The organism is Janthinobacterium sp. PAMC25594 (assembly GCF_019443505.1).
Classification (GTDB): domain Bacteria; phylum Pseudomonadota; class Gammaproteobacteria; order Burkholderiales; family Burkholderiaceae_D; genus Janthinobacterium.
The window spans coordinates 3457076-3478599 of the sequence record NZ_CP080377.1; the positions used below are offsets into that span (position 1 = coordinate 3457076).

A 21524-nucleotide genomic window follows, 5' to 3' on the forward strand; every position below is an offset into this window, starting at 1 on the left:
TCCGTCGATGAGCATCGCCCGTACGCTGCTGACAACACCGCTCCTCCTGGCAACAATGGCGCCCGCATGCGCCGCAGAGCCAGCGTTACCCTTATGGGAAGCGGGCGTCTTCGGCGGCACGGCCGTCACGCCCGCCTATCCGGGCGCCAGCGAACGTTCGACGCGCAGCCTGGCCCTGCCCTATCTGATTTATCGCGGCAAAGTGCTGCGCGCCGACCGCTCCGGCGTGGGCGCGCGCCTGCTCAATACGCAACGATTCGATTTCGATATCGGTTTTGCCCTGTCCTTGCCGGCCAGGTCCAGTGACGTGCCGGCCCGGCGCGGCATGCCGGACCTGGGCACCCTGGTGGAATTTGGCCCGCGCCTGAAAATCAAGCTGGCCGAACCGACGCCACACAGCCGCCTGGGCCTGGAACTGCCCTTGCGCGCCGTCATCGAAGCGCGCGGCGGCCTGCACCGCCAGGGCGCCACGTTCGAACCGCGCCTCGTGTACGCGCTGCAAGGCGAGCAGCAGGCATGGCACCTAGACGCCAGCGTCGGCGCCGTACTGGGCAATGCCGCCATCAACGATTACTTTTATGGGGTCAGCCCCGCGTTTGCCACCGGTCAGCGTCCGACGTATGCGGCAAAAAGCGGGCTGATGCTCACGCGCCTGGGCCTGGGCGGTTCCTACCGGCTACACCGGGACTGGCGCGCCTTTGCCTTTTTGCGCTACGACAACTACTCAGGCGCCGCCAACCGTGCCAGCCCCCTGCTGCGCCAGAACAGCGGCACCTCGGCCGGCATCGGCCTGATGTGGACGTGGCAACGTTCGGGCAGCAAGGCCGTCGACTGATCAGTGCGCAGGATAGCGCGGGAACACGGCGCTGGCCGATCGCGTTTCTGGAAGGATATACACGATGCCGTCGGACTGCCTGAAGGCCGGGCTGACGACACCATGATAAAACTTGGCCGGCACATTGATGCAGCCATAGGAAATGCGATTATCGAGCGGCGTGGCGCTGGCCAGGCGCTGCAGCCGGTGTTCGCGCGGATTGCTGGTGACCACCGGATGCAGGGAAATGGCGGCGTCGTAATCGACCCACAGGATTTCGCCGCCGTGCAGGTTATGGCCCAGCGAAGCGACAAAGCGGCCCGCCGGCGTGGTGCGCTCCTCGGGCCGGATGTCGGCCAACTTGCGCGTGCCGATGCCGGGCGCCGAGTCATCGCCCGACGACTGTCCCAGCAAGGCGGGCGAGGCGCCACGCAAGCCGCCGTCGGCGCTGAAGACAAATACCTTGGCGCCCTGCTTGTCGACGATGATGAACGGCAGCCGGCCATTGTCACCGGAATCGACGATCCAGTCCGCCAGCCTGCTCGCTTCGGGAGAGGCCGGCTCCAGCTTGAAATCGGCCCGCCCCCCGGCCGCCAGCGCCCAAGGCGCCGCAAGCACGGCGCTCAGCACGCACAGCAGGCGGCCCCAGCGCCCGGCCATCAGTTGCGATCCTGTTTGCGTGGACGCGACACCGGCACATAGGGCGGTGGCGGCGCTTCCCGCAGGGTGACAGGCGGCGCAGGTGGCGCGGCGACCGGTACCGGCGGCAGCACCGGCGGTGCAGGCGGCGGTAGCGTGAATGTCGCATCAGGCGGCAAGGCCGGCGGCACCACCTCCAGTGTCACGATGGGCGGCGGCACGGGTGTCACGTTATTCGGCGGCACGACCACTGGCGGCAGCTTCAGGACAGGTGGCACCGGCACAGCTGGCACCAGGACCGGCGGCACCACGACGACGGGTGGGACGACCACGGGTGGGACGACGATAGGTGGCACGACGACCGGTGGGACCACCACGGGCGGGACGACGACCGGTGGCACGACGACAGGCGGGACAACCACGGGCGGCTCGACGACTGGTGGCACGACGACCGGCGGCACCACGACGGGCGGCACGACCACCACAGGGGTCACGGCCAGAACGCCATTCACATAAGTAATGGCGTAATTTGACGGTGTAAAGCTGCCACCCGTCGCATTGCCAGGCGTAATCGCGTACGGTCCGGGCGCGGCGGCGTCCGCGGCGGCGCCGGCGCTGCGGCCGGTAACGCTGCCGATGCTTTCGCCGTTCTGCAGCGCGCTCGAGGTAAAGCCGCTCAGGTCCGGCGTCTCGCCATACGCCTTGGTGACGTTATTGGCGGTGACGCGCAACGGTGCCGGCGTGACCACCAGCACGCCATTGACATAGGTGATCGCATAGTTCGATGGCGTAAAGGTGCCGCCCGATGCCGCGCTTGGAATGATGGCATACGGTCCGGCCACCGGCGCGTTGGCCAGCGTGCCGGCGCTCGTTTCGGTCACGCTGCCGATGGTTTCGCCATTCTGCAGCGCTGTCGTGGTAAACGCGGACAACGTCGGCGTCTGGCCGCAGACCTTGCTCGCATCCATGGCCGTGATCGTCAACGGCGCCGGCGTCACCGCCAGCGCGCCGTTGACATAGGTGATGGTGTAGTTGGACGGCGTGAAGGTGCCGCCGCCGGCCGCGCTGGGCACGATGGCGTACGGCCCGGCAACCGGTGCGGTGGCGGACACGCCGATACTCGTTTCGGTCACGCTGCCGACCGTTTCGCCGTTTTGCGTGCCGGCATAGGTGAAGGCCGACAGGGTCGGTGTCTGGCCATAGACCTTGCTGGCATTCGATGCCGTCACCGTCAGCGACGCCGGCGTGATGTTGGCCGTGGTCGATGCGCTGCTATTGACCGTGTAATTGCTGGCATCCGCGCCAGTCAGGCCCATGCCGGTGCCCAGCACCGCCTTGTTGTTGCCGACATTCTTGCTGTCAAAGGTGGCCGAGCCGCCCGTGTAGCTGACGCTCGCCGTATCGGCCGCGAGCACACCAATCAGGCCGCGGCTGGTGATATCGGCGCCCTGGTTGCCATCGTAGACCTTGCTGGCGGCACCGATTACCCCGACGATCGCCAGCGCGCTGATATTGGCAGAGCTGCTGCCCGTGCCGTTGCCGAACAGCGCGAAGCGCGCCACGTCTCCGCCGCCGAGGCTGTAACCGCTGTAGGCGACGGCCTTGCCCGTGCCGACGTTCTTGTCACTGAAGGTGGCGATGCCAGGAACCAGCGTGACGTCGCCACCGGCGCGCGGATCGCTGATGAAGCCCAGGCTGGCGCCGTTGGTGGCGTCGTACACTTTATTGTCGGCGCGGGCGAACGTCCAGGCGCGCGCGTCTAGCGCGCCGACCACCTTGGTGCCGTAGTCGGCGATTTCGGCGGCCGTGTTGGCATAGCCGTTCGGATTGAAGAGGATCACCGTGCTGTCGGCGCTAACCTTGCCGACGCCGGCCAACACCACCGTCCCGCCGGCAGCGCCAGGACCGGTGCCGTCATTGTCAGCACGCAACGTCACCCGGCCGCCATCGACGCTGACCAGATTGTTGATGGCGATGTTATTGTCGGCGATCATGATCAGCGAGCCGCCGCCATTGGCGCTCAAGGCGCCGTTGATCGCGATATTATTGGTCGCGCGCATGGCCATGGAACCGCCACCGTCAGTCGTCAGCGCGCCATCGATGACGATGTTGTGCCCGGCATCCAGGCTGACCAGCGATGCATTGCCGCTGGCGGTGATAGCCGCCGCCGCATTGAGCACACGTCATTCAGCGCGACCAACTTGATGCCGGAACCGGCCGTGCTGGCGGTGATCGTCGCATTGACCAGCACGTCATGGCCGGCGTTCAGTTCCAGCGTTTGCGGCGTGTTCCACGTCAGCGCGCTGCCCACGGTAATATCCTTGGTGGCGGTGATCACGCGGTTGCTGCTGGCCAGGCTGAACGCCACCTGCGCTGGTGTTTCATCGCCGCCGACGAGCGCGATCGTATAGTTGACCGGATCGAGCAGCCAGGTACCGGTCTTGCCGCGTGGCGCTAGCGTATTGACATGCGCATCGGCGCCGCGCACCACAGTCTTGCCCGAGGTTTCAATCAAGCCACCGTTGCCCGCGAAGGCACCGCCGCGCGCCGTCAGCATGCCGTCGAACGAGGTCTTGCCGTCCGACCAGGCGACGATCTGGCCGCCATTGCCTCGGCCCAGCGCATCGGCATGCGCCTGGGCACCGCTGTCTATCGTGACGGAGGTCGCGTGCGCTTCCGCACCCTTGCCCTGATAATTGCCGCCGATTAGCACCGTGCCGCCGCCGGCATCGCCGGATACGTCGACAGCCGCCGTGCCGGTCAGCGCAATATGCTGGCCCAGCATGGTCACCCGGCCGCCGCGTTCGCCTGCGCCGCGGCCCGTTGCCTCAAGGGTGCCGGACTGCGTGACGCTGCCGCCGGCCGTGTCGCCGAGCAGGCGAATCACACCGTTGTGGTTTTCCAGCGTACGTGCGCGTATCACGCCGCTGTTGTTGACCGCGCTGCCCAGCAGTCCGCCCGCACCTTGTGCGCTGAGCATGACCTGGCCGCCGTCGGCCTGGATCAGGCCGCCGTTCTGCGCCAGTGCGCCAAGGGCGCCGCGATCGACCGTCACGTTGAGCAACTGCCCACCCAGCACATCGAGCGTGACGGCGCTGCCGGCGGCCAGCGCCACCATGCCGCGGTTGACCACGATGCTGCCCTGGTTATCGACCTTGCCGCCGACCAGCGCCACATAGCCGCCACTGGCCGTGATCGCGCCCTGATTGACAACATGCGCGTTGCCCGCACCGCTGAACTGATAGCGTCCGGCCATGAAATCACCGTCGCTCAGGCCCAGCGTCGAGCCGACCAGGCCGCCCACATTGACGGACGCGCCCTTGCCGAACAGGATGCCGTTCGGGTTGACAAGGAAGACCTTGCCATTGGCGTTCAGCGTACCGAGGATGCTGGACGGATCGCTGCCGGTGACACGGTTGAGCGCCACCGAATTGCTGTTCGGCTGCACGAACTGCACGCTTTCGCCGGTGGCGATATTAAAACTCTGCCAGTTGATCGCCACGTTCTGCGTCGATTGATTGATCACCATGCCTGACTTGGTGCTGTTGATGGTGGCGCCGCCGGCGGTCACGGTGCCGCCAGGCGGCAGCGCATACACGTTCGCGCCCAGCGCCATCATCAGCGATACCGACAAGGTCTTCAGGGCGAACAAGGCGGCGCTGGCGGTGCTGCCGCGCACCGGCGACGAGGCCTTGCCAGCGCTGCTGGTGTTTTCGGAAACGGCGACATAGGCGCCCGTCTTTTCATTCCATATCGAGCGGTAAATGTGGTTCATGGTGTCTTTCTGTTCTGTGTTGGGCGTGGCGATGGGGCGGACTGTGCGTGGGGGGGCCGCTGGCTTAGAAATACTTCACAGCCTGGATCCAGAAGCGTCCGCCCTTGTCCGGTGCCGAGGTTGCCACGCCGGCACCCAGCTTGTGCGCGTAATACGCGCGCACCACGAAATCATTGTTATTGGCCCAGCTCAGGCCGATACCGGCGCCACTCAAGGTGCGCTTGTTGCCGCCCGCCGCCCACTGGTTCTTGTTCAGCGAGACAGTGCCGGTATCGACAAAACCGATCAGCTGCATCTGCCCCGGCAGCTTGGCGGGCGGCGGCGGCAGTTGCAGCCGCGCTTCCAGGTTCAGCACATAACCTTGGTCGGCATACGCCTCGCCTTCCGGATAGGCACGCACGCCGTTGATGCCGCCCAGCTCCATACGCTCGGACACATCGAGGTTTTTCGACGCCAGCTGGCCATTGATCGCCGCATACAACGACACCGCGTCGCTGACGCTTTGCAAACGCGATGCGCTCCAGGCGAGCTTGCGATAGCCGCCATTGCTGCGCGCCGTCAGGGCATCGAAAGCGCGCACGTCGGCCGTCTGGATGTCGAGGTCGCCACTCGTCAGCGCCAGCGCATAATTACTGATGCCGCCACCGCCAAGACTGTCGCGGTGGTCGCCGGCCAGGCCGATGGTGGCGGCACGCACCTTTTTATCGTTGACGACTGATGCCACCTGGACCTTGTCCTGGAAGGTCTTGTCGTCATACGACAGCTGCGCATACAGGTTGTTGTCGCGCGAACGGATCAGCGGATAACTGCCATAGATGCTGGCGATGCTCGCCGTGCCTCGGGCGCCGAGGCTGTCGAATTCCTTGCCCAGCTTGTAATCGAGCCGGCTGTAGGCGGCGCCCACCGTGGCGCGCCCCACCTGCAGCTGGTACGCGGCGCGCGCATATTTCAAGCCGTCGCCGGAGGTCAGCACGCGCAGGCTGGCGACGTCGCCCAGGCCAAACGGCTGGTTCAGGTTGACGGTTGCACCGATGCGGTAAGCGCCCGTATAGCGACTGCCGGCATTGTCGGCGTCGATGCTGCCGGTGACGCGTTGACCGGGCTGGACATCGACCAGCAGGTCGGACGCGCCGGGCGTGGCGCCCGGCGCCAGCGTCGACTTGACGATCACGCCAGGCAAGTCCGACAACAGCAGCAGGCGCTGCTCCAGCGGCTCGCGCATCACCGTGTCGCCGCTGTCCAGGCCGGCCAGCAGCGCACCCAGCCTGCCGTCGGACATATTCGTCTGGTTCTTCAGGCCGATCTGGCCATACTGGCCTTCCAGCACCGCGATCGTGACCACCCCATCCTGGATATCCTGCGCGGGCAAATACGCCTGCGCGACGAAATAGCCGTTGCTGCGGTAGTGCTGTTCGATCATCAGGGCCATGGTATTGAGTTCGGCCAACGTCAGCCGGCTACCCGGCTGGAAGCCTGTCTGGGCCAGCAGCGCCGCTTCCGGATAGGCCCGGGCGCCCGTCACGCGCAAGCGCCTGACCTCGATGCTGGCGGTCGACGATGGCATGTTGGCGGCCACCGGCTCGGCGGCCTGCTCGACGCGCAGGCGCGGCGGCACTTGCTGCAGTGCCGGTGCGGGCGGAATCTGGTGCAGCTGGCTGCCCGCGCTGGGCACCTGTTGTGCGAATGCAATGCTTTGCGTGAGCGCCAACACGGCGAATGGTAGGAATTTGGTGGTCGACATGCTGGCCTCGCGTTAAGTGTCTTTTAAACTGTAAAATTTCTTAATGATAATATTGCCTGCTGGGAAAATTCTTGTCTGCCGGTTACCGAACACAAGAATGTTTGCTATGAAGCAGCATGCGGGGAGTCAGGCCGGGCGTCCGTCTTGTCCGCGTGATCGGTGCGGCGTGGGGGAGAAAGTTTGCTAAAATGTCGCTTGTCGTGTGGTTTAGCAACACAGACAGCAGCGTCTTTCACAAGACCACAGCGCCTGTCGCTCAACAATGTGCAGCCAGCCCTATCCGACCGGAAGCGGCCGTTGCGAACCAAGGGCAGTAAGCATGAACGACATTCACCGCGCCGGTACCACCGCACGCGCAACCCAGCCTGCGCTCCTGAAAGCGGGAGTACTGCAGGAAGCCATCTTCAGCAGCCCCTATTTCTCCTGCATCGCCACCGATGCACAGGGGGTGATCCAATTATTCAATGTCGGTGCCGAGCGCATGCTGGGCTATCAGGCAGACGAGGTGATCGACCAGATTACGCCGGCCGGCATATCCGATCCGACCGAGGTCATCACCCGCGCCGCCGCCCTCTCGCAAGAACTCGGTACGCTGATAGCTCCCGGTTTTGAGGCGCTCGTCTACAAGGCGTCGCGCGGCATCGAAGACAGTTATGAGCTGACGTATGTGCGCAAGGATGGCAGCCGCTTCCCGGCGATCGTCTCGGTGACGGCGCTGCGCGATGCGGACGACGCCATCATCGGCTATCTGCTGATCGGCACCGACAATACCGTGCGCAAGCATGCGGAACAGGAGCGCGAGCTGCTCAATCGCGTGCTGAGCGACAATAGCGTCGAACTGGAAAATGCGCGTGCGCAAGCGGACAAGGCCAACCGCGCCAAGTCGGAATTTCTGTCGAGCATGAGCCATGAGTTGCGCACGCCGCTCAACGCGGTGCTGGGCTTTGCCCAGCTGATGGCGTCGGACACGCCGCCGCCCAGCGCCTCGCAGCAACGCTCGCTGGACCAGATCCTCAACGGCGGCTGGTATCTGCTACGCCTGATCAATGAAATTCTCGACCTGTCGATGATCGAATCGGGGCGGGTCGCCATGTCGCGCGAGGCGATGGCGCTCACGGATGTCTTGCGCGACTGCCGCGCCATGATCATGCCGCAAGCGCAAAAGCGCAATATCACGCTGTCCTTCCCTTCGCTCGACCAGCCGTTCTACGTGCATGCCGACCTGACGCGCGTCAAACAGGTGGTCATCAATCTGCTGTCGAACGCGATCAAATACAACCGCACGGGCGGCAGCGTGCTGGTGGAATGCAAACCGCATGGCGATCGGGTGCGCCTGAGCGTGCGCGATACGGGCAATGGCTTGCGTAGCGAACAACTGGCGCAATTGTTCCAGCCATTTAACCGGCTGGGACAGGAAGCCGGCGTCGAGGAAGGTACCGGCATCGGCCTCGTCGTGACCAAGCAACTGGTCGAACTGATGGGTGGTACGCTGGGGGTGGAGAGCGAAATCGGTGTCGGCACGCTGTTCTGGATCGAACTGGCGGCCTCGTCTGCTCCCGAACTGCTGCTCGGCACGCATGCGGCAGACCTGGACCGGGAACCGTCGGGCGAGACGTCCTGCGATGCACCTTGCCGCAAGGTACTGTATGTGGAAGACAATCCGGCCAATCTGATCCTGGTCGAGCAGCTGATCGCCCGACGCAGCGACCTGGGCATGCTCAGCGCCGTCGATGGACACCTGGGCATCGCGCTGGCGCGCCAGCATCAGCCCGACCTGATCCTGATGGACATCAACCTGCCCGGCATCAGCGGCACCGAGGTCATGGGCTTGCTGCGCGTCGATCCGCTGACGGCGCACATTCCCGTCATCGCCTTGTCAGCCAACGCCCTGCCGCGCGACATCCGCAAGGGTCTCGATGCCGGCTTCCTGCGCTATTTGACCAAGCCCATCAACGTACCCGAGTTCATGGAGGCGCTTGACACGGCGCTGAGCCTGGCGGCAGCCGCGCCAAAAGGCGTGGGGACGCGCTAGCCTGCCTGGCGATGCGCCAGAAGTAAAAAAACCTCGCACGCCGCGAGGTTTTTTTTATCTGCCAGACAATCAGACGTTAAACAGGAAATTAACACATAAGTACATGTTTATAATGAGAAATATTTTTAATTTCAATTATTGTACCCTCAAATGTACCCTTTTAAATCACTGGTCGACTTCTCGACAGAATTTGAAACGAACTTACGTCCTTCAGTTGACGAGGCTGTCGCCCTGGTCGTAGACGGCCAGTAACGCTAACATAGGCTCCATGCTGCATATGCGCGGCCTGCGCTTTCTCGTAATCGTCTGGTGATAGAGAGGTTCTAGCTCGAACAGACTCGCCTTCCTCACGGAGTAGCAAAGAAAGCACGACTACGCCATAACGACGCCCATCCCCACCCATTTCCCCTTCCAAAGCCTCGACAGTGCCAATGAAAGTATCAACCTGGTCAAGCTCTGCACTCCGCAATTCCTGGCGTATCTCCTCGATGCGAGAAAAGTAATCTCGCTGAAAGGAGATTGCTCTATTGCTTATTAGAAAAGTAGGTCGACGTAGAAGAGACCAATCAAAACTCAAGTCAAGCCGATTGTTGATTTTTTCATCATGCATGCTGGAGATCGCCTCGCACAAATTTGAGGAAATCAGCGGCATTTCAGATGCCTTTAGCTTATCAACGAGTTGATCAACTGTGTCAGCCTCGATTGCACCTGCCAACTGAGACAGAGCATTATATAAATTTGATGTTACAGACCTAACAAATGGTGCTTCCGGCCCATCAAACTCTAGCATGCCTTGTAGTGCTAATGCATTGATTGGGCATGCCACATGAAGAACAAAACTGCCTAACTCTGTTTGCCCAAAACGAGTCTGATCGACAAATTGTGCGGCCTCACTGAGTGTCAAGCGTGGATGATGAGTACGAGGACGCAAAACCGTACAAGCGGCAGCCTTCAATAATTTTTCAGTATTCTGAACAAAGGCTGAGGCGAAGCTTAATGGCAGTGCCGAATCATCACCATCAAACGCCACGCGTAATCGTAGAACATCATCTTTAATAGACTGAATTTTCGATACAATTTGCTGGTATGAATTTGATGAAAACTCCGCTGCACGTTCCACGACCAACTTAAGCGAATCAGCATAGTCTGGTGCAAACTGATCCATAGGAAACACAAGTTGTCGTCTTGGAAAATGTACATTAGACATTACGTAGAGACGATCCTTTAGAGCATCATCAAGGACGGACCATCCCTGCGATTTCAAAAAATCACGTACGTCAGTTGGCCCAAGCTGCATTAGCTCCGTCATGCAGGCTCTCCCTTGTACGTTGGTACGTCATTTCGCGAAATTGCTGCCATTAAAACTGAAAGGCCAGCCACATCAAACCTCTGGCTCTTTGGAAGATACACTACTTGGCTCGTGGCGTTGGTTGATGGCTGCGCACCGCGCAAACTCACCCAGTATGCACATTTATGTAACGACAATGCATCATCAGCATGGGTTATCCATTTGTCACGAGTCTTGGGAAGAAAAAGAACTACAAGAATACGCGGAAGTGCCATTGCGTCTGTGCGTAGATCATCATATCGGCTGATCCCATCCAAGCTGTAGGAGAAGCTTGAGCCAACTTCAGCTGGAACTTTTATGGTCGCCTTCAGCTGAATGTTGATACTAACTTCCTGCCTATAACCACCGTCTGGGAAGGGCCCCCAACCAGTGATAGTAGCGTCTACACCCGCGTTATCCATATGCCGCCCGGATGATGAACACGACGCACCCGCATGAGCAGCAACTGCGTGCAAATAGGCATAGCTTAACTCTGACTCGACGTTTTGATCGCTAAGTGGGGACATTGGGACACGCAATTAAGTAAATTCTGTACATCATACCCTAGCAGGCACTAACTCAAAAAAATGACAACTGCGCTGCATACATGAGGCTGTCTCCGACAGCCCTACCGCGAGAATACCAATTCGTGCTTAAGTGAGCGCTATACGGAGCGTGTCTGCCTCCCGCAACAACTGACGCCCTTGAGGGGCGTCATGACCCATCAAGTGATCCCCTGACAGGGATCAGGCCGCTAAAGCGAAAGACCGGCCCGCTAACGCGCTTTCTTCCTCCTGAGCAAACTTTTACTACGGTTTTGCAACGAGTGGGGGGAACTCTACATCACCAACGAAGGTACCTTGTGCCGCCAACTAAGCCGCTTTCCCTGGATCAGGCAAAAGGAGGTGGACGACCAGCCCAACGCCCCTCAATCCATGCCTCCCAATCCCAAACGTACGCCAACGCTTCCTCGCCTTCCAGCACAGGACACGCAGAACCACGTAACGCCTTCGTAAAGTGGCTGCGCCACGGATCGGGAATCTCCCGAATCCGAATAAAGTATCGTCGACCAGCATGCATATAAACTGGCACGGCATGAGCTAACTCTTGTAAATTCATCCTCAAACGCTCCCGGCTTTAGGTCACTCTTCGATGGAAATCGCGGTGCCTACCAGGCGATCTATTGTTAGGTCCTAAGAAGCAGTTGAAGGAATATCCTCGTCGATGAAACGGCACATGATATTCAACGCTCCCTTGACTGGCGCACCGAGGAATTTTCACGCATAAACACTCAGATCGCTAGCGCCGCTCGGGTTTGCCCTTGAAGGGCAACTCGACTTCAGGGGCAACCTCCAAGAATATAATCATGCGCGCAACCCGAGTCGGCGCAATTCAAATTTCAAGGCGACCTGCTGGCCTGACATCAAAACATGCTCTCCTTCGCGCCAATCGCCACAAGACACATCATCAGCATTTACACCAGCAGCGTGTAGCTCATGAGCCAGGTCAAGCAAATCGAAGCGCTCGATGCAACGCCCATCTTCCATCTTGGCGGCGAAACCGGCATCAGTCAGGCGAACATATGTTTTCATTATTTTTCCTTTGATCATTGGTACGGGGCAACGATTCCCCATCGCCTTGTTCGCTTCGATGTCAGTGCCGACAGCTAGGTATTAGCGACTTTTCACGGCAAATTCTCGTTGATAAAACCGGTCAAGGCCGTCAAAGTTTCCTGACGGACGAAGCCCAAAATATGTACGCATAAACACTCAGAAGTCGAGTGCGCGTCGTGATTGAGCCGAGTTGCCATCCTCATTTAGTTGAGCCTTTACCCCGTTCAACGATCCCATGATAATCCCAGAATCGCAACAACATACGGCGATGAAACGTTCGTTCATCAGCCTGTTGCAGCTGGCGCAAATCGCAATACAATTTACCTTAGTCCTCTAAGACCTTTGCAGATACCACGAGCACTAGATCGGTCTGAGTCTTGCTGTCCGATCCAGCGGACCATGATGCAGGCAGGAAACTCAACCCAGATTTCGATTCCGACGCCTGGGTATCCTGCAATCCGCCCAACAGCATTACGTCACCGTCTTTGAGACCTACGGTGGTGGTCAACTGGCGCAGGATGAGTGTCGGCGACCCGACAAGCCCGCTACTATTTGCTTTAAAGCTACTGATCTGCGCATCCACGTCCAGGCTAATTTCTCCGTTCCCCAATACGCGAGGCAAGGCGTCAATGATGACCCCGGACGGCGTATACACGATGTTTTGAACCCGATTGCCTGCATTGTCGTTGCCACTACTGGAGACAGTGGCCGTCTTGTCACCCACCGTCAATTTAAGCTTGGTCCTGTCATAGCCAACAAGACGGCTGTTCGTAACCTGTTTGAAACGGGTATCGCTGTTCAGCGCATCGATGACCAGCTCAAAGCGTGTGTTCTTCAGACTGATGACCGAACCCGAATTAGTTGTACCGAGCGAGGCTCCCAGCTTGGCCCCCAGAAAGGAAGCCGCCAATGAAATGCCACGGCCAGAACCGCTGCTGTTAGTGACTTCAATCCACGATGCCGAGACGTCGACCATCTTGGCGTGGGTGTCGAGACTGCGGCACAACGAAAGCATCTTGGAAACAGCTGCTTTAGAGCCAGTAAGCACCACCAATTCGCCAGCGACGGTGGCCGCCTTAGCACCGAAACCAGCGGCGACAACTGCGCTCACAAATTCGCTGGTCCTGTGAATGGGCGCAAAAAGTTCCGATTCTTCGTCCTCTTTCCGCGTTTGAAAACCTGCGGCATCTTGCACCACGTGACCATCGATGCCAATGGGCGCGATTTGCGGGCCAGTGAAGCTCAATGCCTGACTAGCCGAGTGCGCAGGTAGCGGCTGGCTCGCAATGACATCCTGATGGCCGCTCTCACGGTTCAGCGACAGGTAGTAGATACCGCCCTTGAGCGTCGTCGCAATTCCTTCGCGCAGGAGCAGGTCTTCAACGAAGCGTGGCAACTCGGCGGCGTCGATGTTCTTTACTTTGATCGTAATTCGTTTGTCGATTCCGATAACGTCGGGGGATACCACGAAGTCCCTGTGCATGATCGCCTTAAACATAGCTTCACCGAACGCCATCAGCGGCGTGGCATCGAAGCTCAATGAAACCGGAGCAGGAGCAGGTGCGGCAAACGCCAAGACCGGGGCGAGGATCAGGGCAGACAGGAAGCGTCTCATTGCGCACCTCCTCTGACCCACAGACCTGTCTCGATTTCGGCCTCCCAACCGCTGACACCAGACTTGAAGCGCAGCGGCGATATAACACGGCCATCGGAAAGAACCACGCTCACCGAACCGGAGTTGGTGAGAAACCCTTTGCCGGTAACGGTCTCGGAGAACTTGACCGGCTTGGCAGCATCGGCCACGGCGGCAGAGGGGGTGAAAAACATCGGTCCAAGTACATGAGAGCCTACGCCCCCGAGTACGAGGCCAAATATTAGAGCGATTGCGAGAAACTTGGTCATGTGCTTGTGCGGTGGTTTGGGAGGAATCGGGCGGACTGCGAGAAGTTCGTAGTCCTGGGGAATACGTACAGGGCCAACGAAGCCAGGACGGATGCCAGTACGGGACTGTAAGTGCCAGCTAGGCAGCAAGCAGTGGATAGCGTGCGGATAGCTGTCCGAGAACACTTGTGTGGTGTTATAGGCGCGGTTCAGGTCATCGCCTCGGAAGTGCCAGCGGTCGGCGACGATGCCTTCCGGAGAGCAGCCAAGACGCACCACGCCGATATGCATGCGGGGCAGTGAGCCATCGCTGAAGCCAGCCGTGACCAGCTTGAAGGCGGCTGAAACAAACGGCACTTTCATCCGGTCGAGGCGGCTCATGCGCACCACGTACTCGAACAAGCTGTCTCGCAACTGCTTGTCAATCTGGCTGATGTTCTGGCAGATGAAGTACACGTCCCATCCGTACTTACGTGCATGGATCGCCCATTCCAGCAGCTCCTTACGTCCGCCAGCTTGGAAGTCCCGGGTATTCAACCAAGACGCGCATTCGTCGAGGAACAGCGCTCCGTTGTGCGACTCATCGAAACCGGGGAGAAGCTGCGGCGCGGGCGGCGTGTACTCAAACCCCTTGGAAGTGTATTTGAGCACAGGCTCGAAGTCGATGAAGCGGTTGCCTGAGCCGATGGCGTACAGGTCCGCCGACGTGGGTTTGTCCGGCACACGAATAACAGTTTGCTTCGACTGCCCCGGCATCATATGTTCCATGAACACGTCACAGTTTGTCGCAACGCGCTTGCCAGCGCGCAGGTAGTCGCGCAACAACTTCATCGCACCCTTGCCCTTGCCGCTTCCGAGCTTTCCGGTGATTGCGTAGACGGCCATGTCACGGTCTCCAATAGCGCTTAGACGAGAACAAGCCGAAAACAAAACCAATAACAAAGCCGCTCAAAAAAAATATGAGAAATGTCATGATTAAACCAATTTATCCAAAGTGCGTTTCTTGTAGATGTAGAGCTGGCATGCCGTGTAGACGGACATGTAGCAACTCGCCAGCCCGTAAGTGGTCGGATTGAACCCAAGCGATAGGCCTACGGCAAACGAAGGATGCGACGTGCTGATCGCCTGAATAGCGGGACCGCACACGTACTGCGCACAGCCCTGTCCTGCGGCCCACAGAACGCTGACCATAAGCGCGAGAGTGGTGACGGCCCACACCTTCATGCCGATGTTGGATGTAGCGTTAAAGCCGATAAACGCTAAAATTGACTGGAACATGGGACTTCCTTTTTATGCGGCCAGAGCGCCGCGAATTTGTTGAACACAGCCAAGTAGGCAGAAGAACGCCAGAACACCGTTGATGAACGTCATAAACACGTTAAATGGTCCACACACATCCATTTCCACCGACGCGGTGCCCGACGGATTGTCAAGCCTCGGGTTAACGCAGGTGGCGGTCGGGATGCTAGGAATAAAAGACCACCGGAAACTCATGCTGGTGTTAATGAACGACTTCGAGTAGTCGTCCCAGGAAGTACGACTGTCCTTGTATGCCTTTTCGGTAGAGATCATGGAACTATCGGCGGTCATATTCACCTCACAGCGTGGTTGCGAACTACCACCGCAAGCAGTGGCGACGGTTTGCCCCGATGCCGATATTGTCGCCAGAGCAATGACGAGAAAAATGAGAAAACGGATCATGGTCATGCCTTAATCGCGTTCTGTACCTGCCTAACACACCCATACACACAGGCAATAGCCAGCACGGCATTAAGAAGGAACGTGAATTTATTGAAGCCTCCACAGATGTCCATTTCGACAGGGCCTCCGGTAACAGGGTTACGAAGGGAGGGATTGACGCAGGCGGTAGTAGGAATCTGTGGGATGAACGACCACTGGAATTTATTCGGGTCGATGTTGTCCATCTTCCCCTTTAAGCCCACGTTGGCCTGATCGACACTGGCGCGCGAGGCAGCGTCCTTTTCCAGCATGTCGGCGTTAGTGTTAGCGACCATCGCACAAACACCCTGACCGGGTCCGCCGCAACCCAAGCCGTTGTTCGGATCAGGTGGTGGCGTGACAGTGGTATGTACGATGACGTATCCTCCGGTACCTGGATCGTAGACGCCAGTGTCAAAACAAGTCTTGCCGCCATTCGCCTTGTTAATGCAGACATCAAATCCGTTACCAGCGTTGGCCTTAACGTCGATGCTCGACTTGCCATCAGAACCTGGCACGCTCAGGCTAGAAGTGGACTCCATACCAGCACACCCCGGATTAGCGGGATCGGTCATGATCTGCTTGGTAGCCGGGTCAAACAGCATCTCGCAGGGGGTGTCCAACGGCTTCTTAACCTTGGTAGCGTCGGTAAGACTGCACCGGTAGTTGCCGTTGACGTCCTTCCCCCCATCCACATAACCAGGATCACAAGCCAAAGTCACATTGGTAGCTTGATCGAATAAATAAACGACGCTGACATAACGATAGACATTGCCAGTACAGCACTCAATAACATGAGTGGTAGCAGACTTGCCACCTGTTAAGCGCCAAAGATAACTCTCCGTATCCCGGATAGGACCAACACAGTCTGGATATTGTTGATCCTCCTTAGTCACACATGTGGCATGCAGAGCAACAAAGGGAATGGCTAATGGAGATGCGGGTAGTTTTTGAGGAACAACCAAAATCCCGGTTACAACACCGCCAGCGGAATAAGAGCCATTGTATATAGAGCGCTGTACCCCGGCGTCCGTACCAGCGACTCCAACATTTGCCTGCGTCAGCACCCCGATATCAGATGGCCCAACAGGAACGCCAGGAATTTCCTGTGCACTGGCTGGAGGTCCTTTGCCGGAAGCCGCAATGACCGGCTTAGGCGTCACATCGCGCTTACCCGGTGCAGGATCGTTGAACTTAGCAGGATTAGGATTCTCGCGCTTAGCATCTGGTTGGAGGTTAACCGTGAGGGCAGGCTTGGGCAACTGAGCGGCGGGAATGGGCGTCTTGGTCGTACATGGCGCGCTAAGCGCAAACTTATTACAGTCCCACCAGAACAGTGCGGCAAGGAAGCCGACCTGCCCGACAACCAGATCGGTAACGAGCAAATTGGAACCAACCAGCAGCCAAGGAATAATCAGCGGCACGATGGCCCGGGCGCTCCGAATCGGCACGACAATTAGGGATGCCGATATGAACGAGACGGCGAGGATTTTTTTAAACGAGGCCATTTTTGCACTTGCCATAAAAACGGCCAGAGTCGCTAAACGCTGGCCGAAAGGGTCTATAGGAGCGAGACCGTTTAACCGGCTTTACTGAATGCCTTTTTCATCATCTTGATGCCCCAGAAGCCACCAGCAACCAACACAGCGACCGCGAACGCGGCAGTGATGTAGGTAGTAGCCTGAGCCGACAGCGCGGTGATTGCATCGACGCCAGGATCGGCGGCTTGAGCGAACGAGGTGGCGGAAGCAGCGAAAGCAGCGACAGCTACCAGGCCTTTTTTGATATTTGCGTTCATGTAAAAATCTCTTTCAGGAGAGCCGTTAATGAAACCCCGGTTTGGCAACGCCGGGGAGTACTACAAAATATTTAATGCGACAAGTGAATAGAGTTAATCAAGCGACTCTATTGCCTGACGTGCAATGCGCCGAATAGCCCCACCTGCATAGCCGAGGCCGAAGGCGGTAAGGCAGTAGCCAACGATTTGGTAGACGCTCATTTGTGGTCGAACCAGCGGTGGACGATGTACTTGAAGAGATACACCCCGCCAACGAAAAGCGCGGTCAATAGCAGAATCGGCCAAATGGATTCAAGAAGAATTTTCACTCGTCAACCTCCTCTCGCCGTATTTCAGATTTAAATTTGGACTCATAGCATTCCAGCAACCAATAGAATTTGTAAGTGATCACACCAAGGAAACCAGCAAACCAAGACGCGGCGATCTGGGACAGAACGAAATTTTGGAACATCTCAATTTCGTAGTTAATCATCGTCATGACAGCCTTCCTGTGATCCACAGCGGGAACAAGATGACAAGTGCAGCAATCCAAAAGACAAATCCCGGCGTCACCGAATTAACTTTCTTCTGCCGCATTTCCTGCTCCAATTTCCTCTCTTGCATTGGGCGAAAATGCGTGTGTACACGACGAAATAGCCATTTCCCAAAATCAAAAAATATTGCAACAAGGAGGCCAAAAAACCATGACCAAGCCGTCTGAATACCAATGAAGCGCTGCAAGGCTTCAATTTCGAGAGTGCTGATCGTCACCGCTGCCCCCCGGCAATCCAGCCCAGGGAGAAGATGACGACAACAGCAATAGCCAAAACAAATTCCGGCGTCATTGCGTCCATTCAAATACCTCCTCTTTTCATGTATCTAATAGCGTCGGCTACTCTTCGATGAGATCGAGCGTATGCTCAACTGGCACTACCTTCACAACCTCACCGGTTTGCTTATCCTTCGTTTCATACGGCTTGCGCTGGAAACCACCCAACACACACGGAACTGAGATTTCCTCGCCCTTATCGCCCAGACGAGCTTTGCTACGAATTTCAACCATCTGCGGCCGCGAATAGACATCGGCCGCAGGCGTGATCACCTGTGTGTAGCGTTTTCCTTCATAGGTTTTGGAACCCTCGATACGACCGCTCACCATCACCTGCATTGCCTTGCTTGCCTGATGGCCCTTCTTGTCGTCCATCTTCATCATTACGTTCGATTCCGCCATTTTTTATTCCCCTAAACTATCTGCATAATTTCCGGCTTGCGTGCTACTTCTCACGATTGCGCGCCGGTACAAAACACAATCGCTTGCTAAACCTTTGAAGCTATTTTTAATGCACTGATGGCGTGCGCAAGCTTGTGACGGGTACCTCATGGCGGTCCCTATATTTTTCGCGTAGGTATTCCAAATGCACGCTCGGGGCACCTGGGGCACGTTTCCGATGCCGCAGGTAGACAGCGATGTGGTCCACCTCTGCACATCGAACGTGATTACGATCAGAAATTCGTCCAGCATCGAAGGGCGAAGAGACAATCTTATTTTTTGGCTGAGTCGCTGGCTTCGCTTCTGCGGACTGCGTATACTTATTTACACTAGTCCGAGGAACGGCAAGGGCCACCCCGGCCCGGTCTATCGTCCAGCGGTAGCGGGTGGATTCGTAGACCGCATGCGGCTGCGCCGCAAGATACACGCCTACCGGCCTGTGTGCCTCCACCTGCTCATATCGCCCCTCAACGTCCTCCTCCCTTGTCGCCAGCCTGATCGTCGTGTTGCGGCCACACGTGGGGCCGCCCATAGCCCATATGAAACGGGCGAAGTCGGCGCGCTGGGCGATGGCGGGATTTTCGGACTCGACTTTCTGCGCGGCCTGGTACGCCTCGCGGATAGGTTCCGGAGCATTGCGCACCGACTCCTCCGACAGGCGGCGGAACTCGCGCCATACGCCCACCGGCACGCCACCGATCTGCTGGAACTGGCGAATGCCGTGTACCTGCGCCCAATAGGTGACGCGCTGAGATGCCGTGAATTCCTTTTTGTCGAACTTATCGGGCACGATGACGTAAGTGCGGCCATCCTCGAATGCCTTGTGATCGCCCACGCCTGCGCCGTCAATGCTCTTGCAGACGTACTTGATGATGTAGCCCGCCGCCGTGCCTTTCCCCGCCTCGATCCGTACCAGCTTGACGCGGTTTTTGATGGCGCCTGGCTCGTCGCCATCCTGGCGCATGGCGTAGGCATTTATCACGCCTTCCATCTCGGCCTGGTGTTCAGGCGCGACGAACAGCAGCATGTGCCAGTGCGGGCACCCGTCCGTGTGCGGCTCAGCGATGCGGAAGCCGTAGGGCTGGATACCGCGACGATGCAGCGCGGAACGGATGGCGGACCATACCTTGACCAGATACGCCTGTGCCGCGCGCGGCGTCGGACTGCCGAATTCCGTGTACTTTGCGTTCGTACCGCCCACCGAGTGGTATTTGCTGGGGCATGTTATGGTCCAGAACATGCCTACGTGGCGCATCTTGTCGGCTACCTCTTCAAAGCCGCGAATGCGCAGCATCAATTCGCCGCGGCGAAGCGTTTTATTGCCCATACCCAGTTCGGCCAGTTCGGCCAGGCTGTAGACGTCGCCGTTTTCATTGGTGGCCGTCACGGCCGCCAGCGCTTTCTGGTTTGCCTCGTTCTGCGCCGCTTGGGCCAGGCACGTTTCGCGGCTCACATACGGATCCGCTCGCACGTAGGTCAGGCCCAGCTGAATAGACGTATGTTCGAAGCGGCGCATCAATTCCTTGCGCAGTGCGCGGCGCCACCATGCATGATCTGCGGCGCGCGAGATATAGCCGCGTATCGTTGCAGCCACTGGCGACTTGACGCCGCGACGACTGCATATCGCGTCGATTTGCGCCTTGATGGCGTGCTCATCGTGCAGACTTGAGCACACCTCGTAGCACTCGCGCGCGGCCTGCAGTGCGGCTACCGAGATAGCGCCCGGGCCGGTCATCATGCCGTTACTATCGGCCAGCGGCAGGCGCTGGTCGTCGGCTAGAATTGCATCGATCACTTCGCCACGGCGGCAGTTCAATCCTCCGAACAGACGATGCACGGCGTTCGCCATGCGCGATGGAATCCCCATGTCCAGCATCAATGTACCTTGCTTGCCAGGTTGGAGGCATGCCCACCGCACATGCATTTTTGTATAGCAGTAAGCTCGCACAGCAAATTCTGAAGCGCGTTCCAAACGATATCTCGCTCGGCCGTATCAAAGGACATTAGACCGCTATTGGCGCGCTCTATGGGGAAATCTGCCGCTCTAATGGCAACAATACGGGCAGAGATTGACGCACGCGACCAAAAAATGGCACGAACAGCTTCTGCATCGACAGCACGAATCGCCGGGTTTAAATCGTTCATTTGTACGGAGCGCTTCATGCCGCAGATTCCTGTGAATTTAAAGTATTCTGAGGAGCAGGTCCGCCTTTAGCGGACACACGGCAAAATTCGCCCGCACCCGCTACCGCGTGCACGTTCGAGCTTTGCCGTGACGCCGTACTAGGAGTGTCAATAACCATGAAACTCGGCGAGGCTGAACCGCGACGAGACTCGACAAGTTGTCCTATATTTTTCCGAATCGGACAACCAAACTCAGTTCCAGGCGCAGGTGCAGCGAGGGCGGCTTCAGCCGCGAAAAGGTCCGCAGATGGGACACGTGCGCCATGAGGATAAATAACCTCAACACGCAAAACACTTCCCCAAAGTTTCGAAAGGGATTCATTTTTGATCTGCTGAGCGGTCAACACGCAAAGTAAAAAGTCGTTGAAAGCACCTTGCGAAAGCATGGTTACACCGCTGAAAATCCGATACGTAAATACTGGATGCGCGCAAGGAGAGCCATGGCCACAAGAATTTTTCACAACGGAAGTTTGATTCATGAACGACGATTCCCGGCTATCCACGCATCAAGTTCGCTCTGGACAAAACCCAGCTTGCGCTTACCCAAACAAACTGGCCGTGGGAAATTTGAGCCGTCGTCACGCAGCCAACGCCACAACGTCACACGACTTATGCCGAGAATTTCTAGAACATCTGAATATGAACGAATGCGCATGGCGCTCCCCGAAAGACAATGAAACCGGGGAGAATGTTGGCAGAGGGAAAGATAGAAAGCACGGGCAATAAATACTGACCTAGAGCGGCCATTTAAT

At 58.1% G+C, this 21524-nt stretch carries 21 protein-coding genes; 2 read left to right on the plus strand and 19 right to left on the minus strand.

Annotated elements, in window-relative coordinates; translation table 11 throughout:
• The first annotated feature begins 7 nt into the window (after positions 1 to 7).
• On the plus strand, positions 8 to 835 hold the full coding sequence (locus KY494_RS15530; protein WP_219887437.1) for a MipA/OmpV family protein: 828 nt from the start codon (positions 8 to 10) through the stop codon (positions 833 to 835).
• Here the strand turns inward: KY494_RS15530 and KY494_RS15535 are convergent, their stop codons facing one another.
• The 4 genes from KY494_RS15535 to KY494_RS15550 form a co-directional block, all read right to left on the minus strand.
• Positions 836 to 1474, minus strand: a complete 639-nt coding sequence (locus KY494_RS15535) for a hypothetical protein (RefSeq protein ID WP_258194264.1) — start codon at positions 1472 to 1474, stop codon at positions 836 to 838.
• Positions 1474 to 3633 carry an MBG domain-containing protein gene (locus KY494_RS15540; RefSeq protein WP_219887438.1) on the minus strand — a complete coding sequence of 720 codons (2160 nt, stop codon included), beginning with the start codon at positions 3631 to 3633 and terminating at the stop codon, positions 1474 to 1476. Before KY494_RS15540 ends, KY494_RS15535 begins: the two co-directional genes overlap by 1 nt.
• Positions 3540 to 5228: a filamentous hemagglutinin N-terminal domain-containing protein gene (locus KY494_RS15545; RefSeq protein ID WP_219887439.1), complete on the minus strand. Its 1689-nt coding sequence runs from the start codon at positions 5226 to 5228 to the stop codon at positions 3540 to 3542. The genes KY494_RS15540 and KY494_RS15545 overlap by 94 nt, the downstream gene beginning before the upstream one ends.
• A gap of 64 nt (positions 5229 to 5292) precedes the next feature.
• Positions 5293 to 6969, minus strand: coding sequence for a ShlB/FhaC/HecB family hemolysin secretion/activation protein (locus KY494_RS15550; RefSeq protein WP_219887440.1), 1677 nt, complete (start codon positions 6967 to 6969; stop codon positions 5293 to 5295).
• Between the two features lie 319 nt (positions 6970 to 7288).
• On the opposite strand from KY494_RS15550, the gene KY494_RS15555 reads away from it, so the two are divergent.
• On the plus strand, positions 7289 to 9001 hold the full coding sequence (locus tag KY494_RS15555; RefSeq protein ID WP_258194265.1) for an ATP-binding protein: 1713 nt from the start codon (positions 7289 to 7291) through the stop codon (positions 8999 to 9001).
• A 160-nt stretch (positions 9002 to 9161) separates the two neighbouring features.
• On the opposite strand, the gene KY494_RS15560 is transcribed toward KY494_RS15555, so the two are convergent.
• The 15 genes from KY494_RS15560 to KY494_RS30165 form a co-directional block, all read right to left on the minus strand.
• Positions 9162 to 10310: a hypothetical protein gene (locus tag KY494_RS15560; protein WP_219887442.1), complete on the minus strand. Its 1149-nt coding sequence runs from the start codon at positions 10308 to 10310 to the stop codon at positions 9162 to 9164.
• On the minus strand, positions 10307 to 10855 hold the full coding sequence (locus KY494_RS30160) for a DUF4365 domain-containing protein (RefSeq protein ID WP_219887443.1): 549 nt from the start codon (positions 10853 to 10855) through the stop codon (positions 10307 to 10309). Before KY494_RS30160 ends, KY494_RS15560 begins: the two co-directional genes overlap by 4 nt.
• 837 nt (positions 10856 to 11692) lie before the next feature.
• Positions 11693 to 11920 (minus strand): hypothetical protein, encoded by a 228-nt coding sequence (locus KY494_RS15570; RefSeq protein ID WP_219887444.1) that lies wholly within the window; start codon positions 11918 to 11920, stop codon positions 11693 to 11695.
• A 346-nt stretch (positions 11921 to 12266) separates the two neighbouring features.
• Positions 12267 to 13556: a type II secretion system protein GspD gene (locus tag KY494_RS15575; RefSeq protein WP_219887445.1), complete on the minus strand. Its 1290-nt coding sequence runs from the start codon at positions 13554 to 13556 to the stop codon at positions 12267 to 12269.
• Entirely contained in the window at positions 13553 to 14707 is a 1155-nt protein-coding gene (locus KY494_RS15580; protein ID WP_219887446.1) for a zonular occludens toxin domain-containing protein, read from the minus strand. Before KY494_RS15580 ends, KY494_RS15575 begins: the two co-directional genes overlap by 4 nt.
• 90 nt (positions 14708 to 14797) lie before the next feature.
• Positions 14798 to 15100, minus strand: a complete 303-nt coding sequence (locus KY494_RS15585) for a hypothetical protein (RefSeq protein WP_219887447.1) — start codon at positions 15098 to 15100, stop codon at positions 14798 to 14800.
• A gap of 12 nt (positions 15101 to 15112) precedes the next feature.
• On the minus strand, positions 15113 to 15523 hold the full coding sequence (locus KY494_RS15590; protein ID WP_219887448.1) for a hypothetical protein: 411 nt from the start codon (positions 15521 to 15523) through the stop codon (positions 15113 to 15115).
• A 2-nt stretch (positions 15524 to 15525) separates the two neighbouring features.
• The gene (locus KY494_RS15595) at positions 15526 to 17064 is read right to left on the minus strand and encodes a hypothetical protein (protein ID WP_219887449.1); all 1539 of its coding nucleotides are present in this window, start codon (positions 17062 to 17064) and stop codon (positions 15526 to 15528) included.
• A 56-nt stretch (positions 17065 to 17120) separates the two neighbouring features.
• Entirely contained in the window at positions 17121 to 17339 is a 219-nt protein-coding gene (locus KY494_RS15600) for a major coat protein (RefSeq protein WP_219887450.1), read from the minus strand.
• A 474-nt stretch (positions 17340 to 17813) separates the two neighbouring features.
• Entirely contained in the window at positions 17814 to 18176 is a 363-nt protein-coding gene (locus KY494_RS15605; protein ID WP_219887451.1) for a hypothetical protein, read from the minus strand.
• Positions 18177 to 18210: 34 nt separating this feature from the next.
• The gene (locus KY494_RS15610; RefSeq protein WP_258194266.1) at positions 18211 to 18549 is read right to left on the minus strand and encodes a single-stranded DNA-binding protein; all 339 of its coding nucleotides are present in this window, start codon (positions 18547 to 18549) and stop codon (positions 18211 to 18213) included.
• Positions 18550 to 18655: 106 nt separating this feature from the next.
• On the minus strand, positions 18656 to 20464 hold the full coding sequence (locus KY494_RS15615; RefSeq protein WP_219887452.1) for a replication endonuclease: 1809 nt from the start codon (positions 20462 to 20464) through the stop codon (positions 18656 to 18658).
• Positions 20464 to 20751 (minus strand): hypothetical protein, encoded by a 288-nt coding sequence (locus KY494_RS15620; protein ID WP_219887453.1) that lies wholly within the window; start codon positions 20749 to 20751, stop codon positions 20464 to 20466. The genes KY494_RS15615 and KY494_RS15620 overlap by 1 nt, the downstream gene beginning before the upstream one ends.
• Positions 20748 to 21251 carry a hypothetical protein gene (locus KY494_RS15625; protein WP_219887454.1) on the minus strand — a complete coding sequence of 168 codons (504 nt, stop codon included), beginning with the start codon at positions 21249 to 21251 and terminating at the stop codon, positions 20748 to 20750. Before KY494_RS15625 ends, KY494_RS15620 begins: the two co-directional genes overlap by 4 nt.
• Complete coding sequence (locus tag KY494_RS30165) at positions 21248 to 21427, minus strand: AlpA family transcriptional regulator (protein ID WP_086145739.1); 180 nt, start codon at positions 21425 to 21427, stop codon at positions 21248 to 21250. The genes KY494_RS15625 and KY494_RS30165 overlap by 4 nt, the downstream gene beginning before the upstream one ends.
• Positions 21428 to 21524 lie beyond the last annotated feature (97 nt).

Excerpts from the sequence above, each read along its gene's own strand:
- KY494_RS15530 (WP_219887437.1), top strand. The coding sequence starts at position 8 with ATGAGCATCGCCCGTACGCTGCTGACAACACCGCTCCTCCTGGCAACA.
- KY494_RS15535 (WP_258194264.1), bottom strand. The coding sequence starts at position 1,474 with ATGGCCGGGCGCTGGGGCCGCCTGCTGTGCGTGCTGAGCGCCGTGCTT.
- KY494_RS15545 (WP_219887439.1), bottom strand. The coding sequence starts at position 5,228 with ATGAACCACATTTACCGCTCGATATGGAATGAAAAGACGGGCGCCTAT.
- KY494_RS15550 (WP_219887440.1), bottom strand. The coding sequence starts at position 6,969 with ATGTCGACCACCAAATTCCTACCATTCGCCGTGTTGGCGCTCACGCAA.
- KY494_RS15555 (WP_258194265.1), top strand. The coding sequence starts at position 7,289 with ATGAACGACATTCACCGCGCCGGTACCACCGCACGCGCAACCCAGCCT.
- KY494_RS15560 (WP_219887442.1), bottom strand. The coding sequence starts at position 10,310 with ATGACGGAGCTAATGCAGCTTGGGCCAACTGACGTACGTGATTTTTTG.
- KY494_RS30160 (WP_219887443.1), bottom strand. The coding sequence starts at position 10,855 with ATGTCCCCACTTAGCGATCAAAACGTCGAGTCAGAGTTAAGCTATGCC.
- KY494_RS15570 (WP_219887444.1), bottom strand. The coding sequence starts at position 11,920 with ATGAAAACATATGTTCGCCTGACTGATGCCGGTTTCGCCGCCAAGATG.
- KY494_RS15575 (WP_219887445.1), bottom strand. The coding sequence starts at position 13,556 with ATGAGACGCTTCCTGTCTGCCCTGATCCTCGCCCCGGTCTTGGCGTTT.
- KY494_RS15580 (WP_219887446.1), bottom strand. The coding sequence starts at position 14,707 with ATGGCCGTCTACGCAATCACCGGAAAGCTCGGAAGCGGCAAGGGCAAG.
- KY494_RS15585 (WP_219887447.1), bottom strand. The coding sequence starts at position 15,100 with ATGTTCCAGTCAATTTTAGCGTTTATCGGCTTTAACGCTACATCCAAC.
- KY494_RS15590 (WP_219887448.1), bottom strand. The coding sequence starts at position 15,523 with ATGATCCGTTTTCTCATTTTTCTCGTCATTGCTCTGGCGACAATATCG.
- KY494_RS15595 (WP_219887449.1), bottom strand. The coding sequence starts at position 17,064 with ATGGCAAGTGCAAAAATGGCCTCGTTTAAAAAAATCCTCGCCGTCTCG.
- KY494_RS15600 (WP_219887450.1), bottom strand. The coding sequence starts at position 17,339 with ATGAACGCAAATATCAAAAAAGGCCTGGTAGCTGTCGCTGCTTTCGCT.
- KY494_RS15610 (WP_258194266.1), bottom strand. The coding sequence starts at position 18,549 with ATGGCGGAATCGAACGTAATGATGAAGATGGACGACAAGAAGGGCCAT.
- KY494_RS15615 (WP_219887452.1), bottom strand. The coding sequence starts at position 20,464 with ATGCTGGACATGGGGATTCCATCGCGCATGGCGAACGCCGTGCATCGT.
- KY494_RS15620 (WP_219887453.1), bottom strand. The coding sequence starts at position 20,751 with ATGAAGCGCTCCGTACAAATGAACGATTTAAACCCGGCGATTCGTGCT.
- KY494_RS15625 (WP_219887454.1), bottom strand. The coding sequence starts at position 21,251 with ATGAATCAAACTTCCGTTGTGAAAAATTCTTGTGGCCATGGCTCTCCT.
- KY494_RS30165 (WP_086145739.1), bottom strand. The coding sequence starts at position 21,427 with ATGCGCATTCGTTCATATTCAGATGTTCTAGAAATTCTCGGCATAAGT.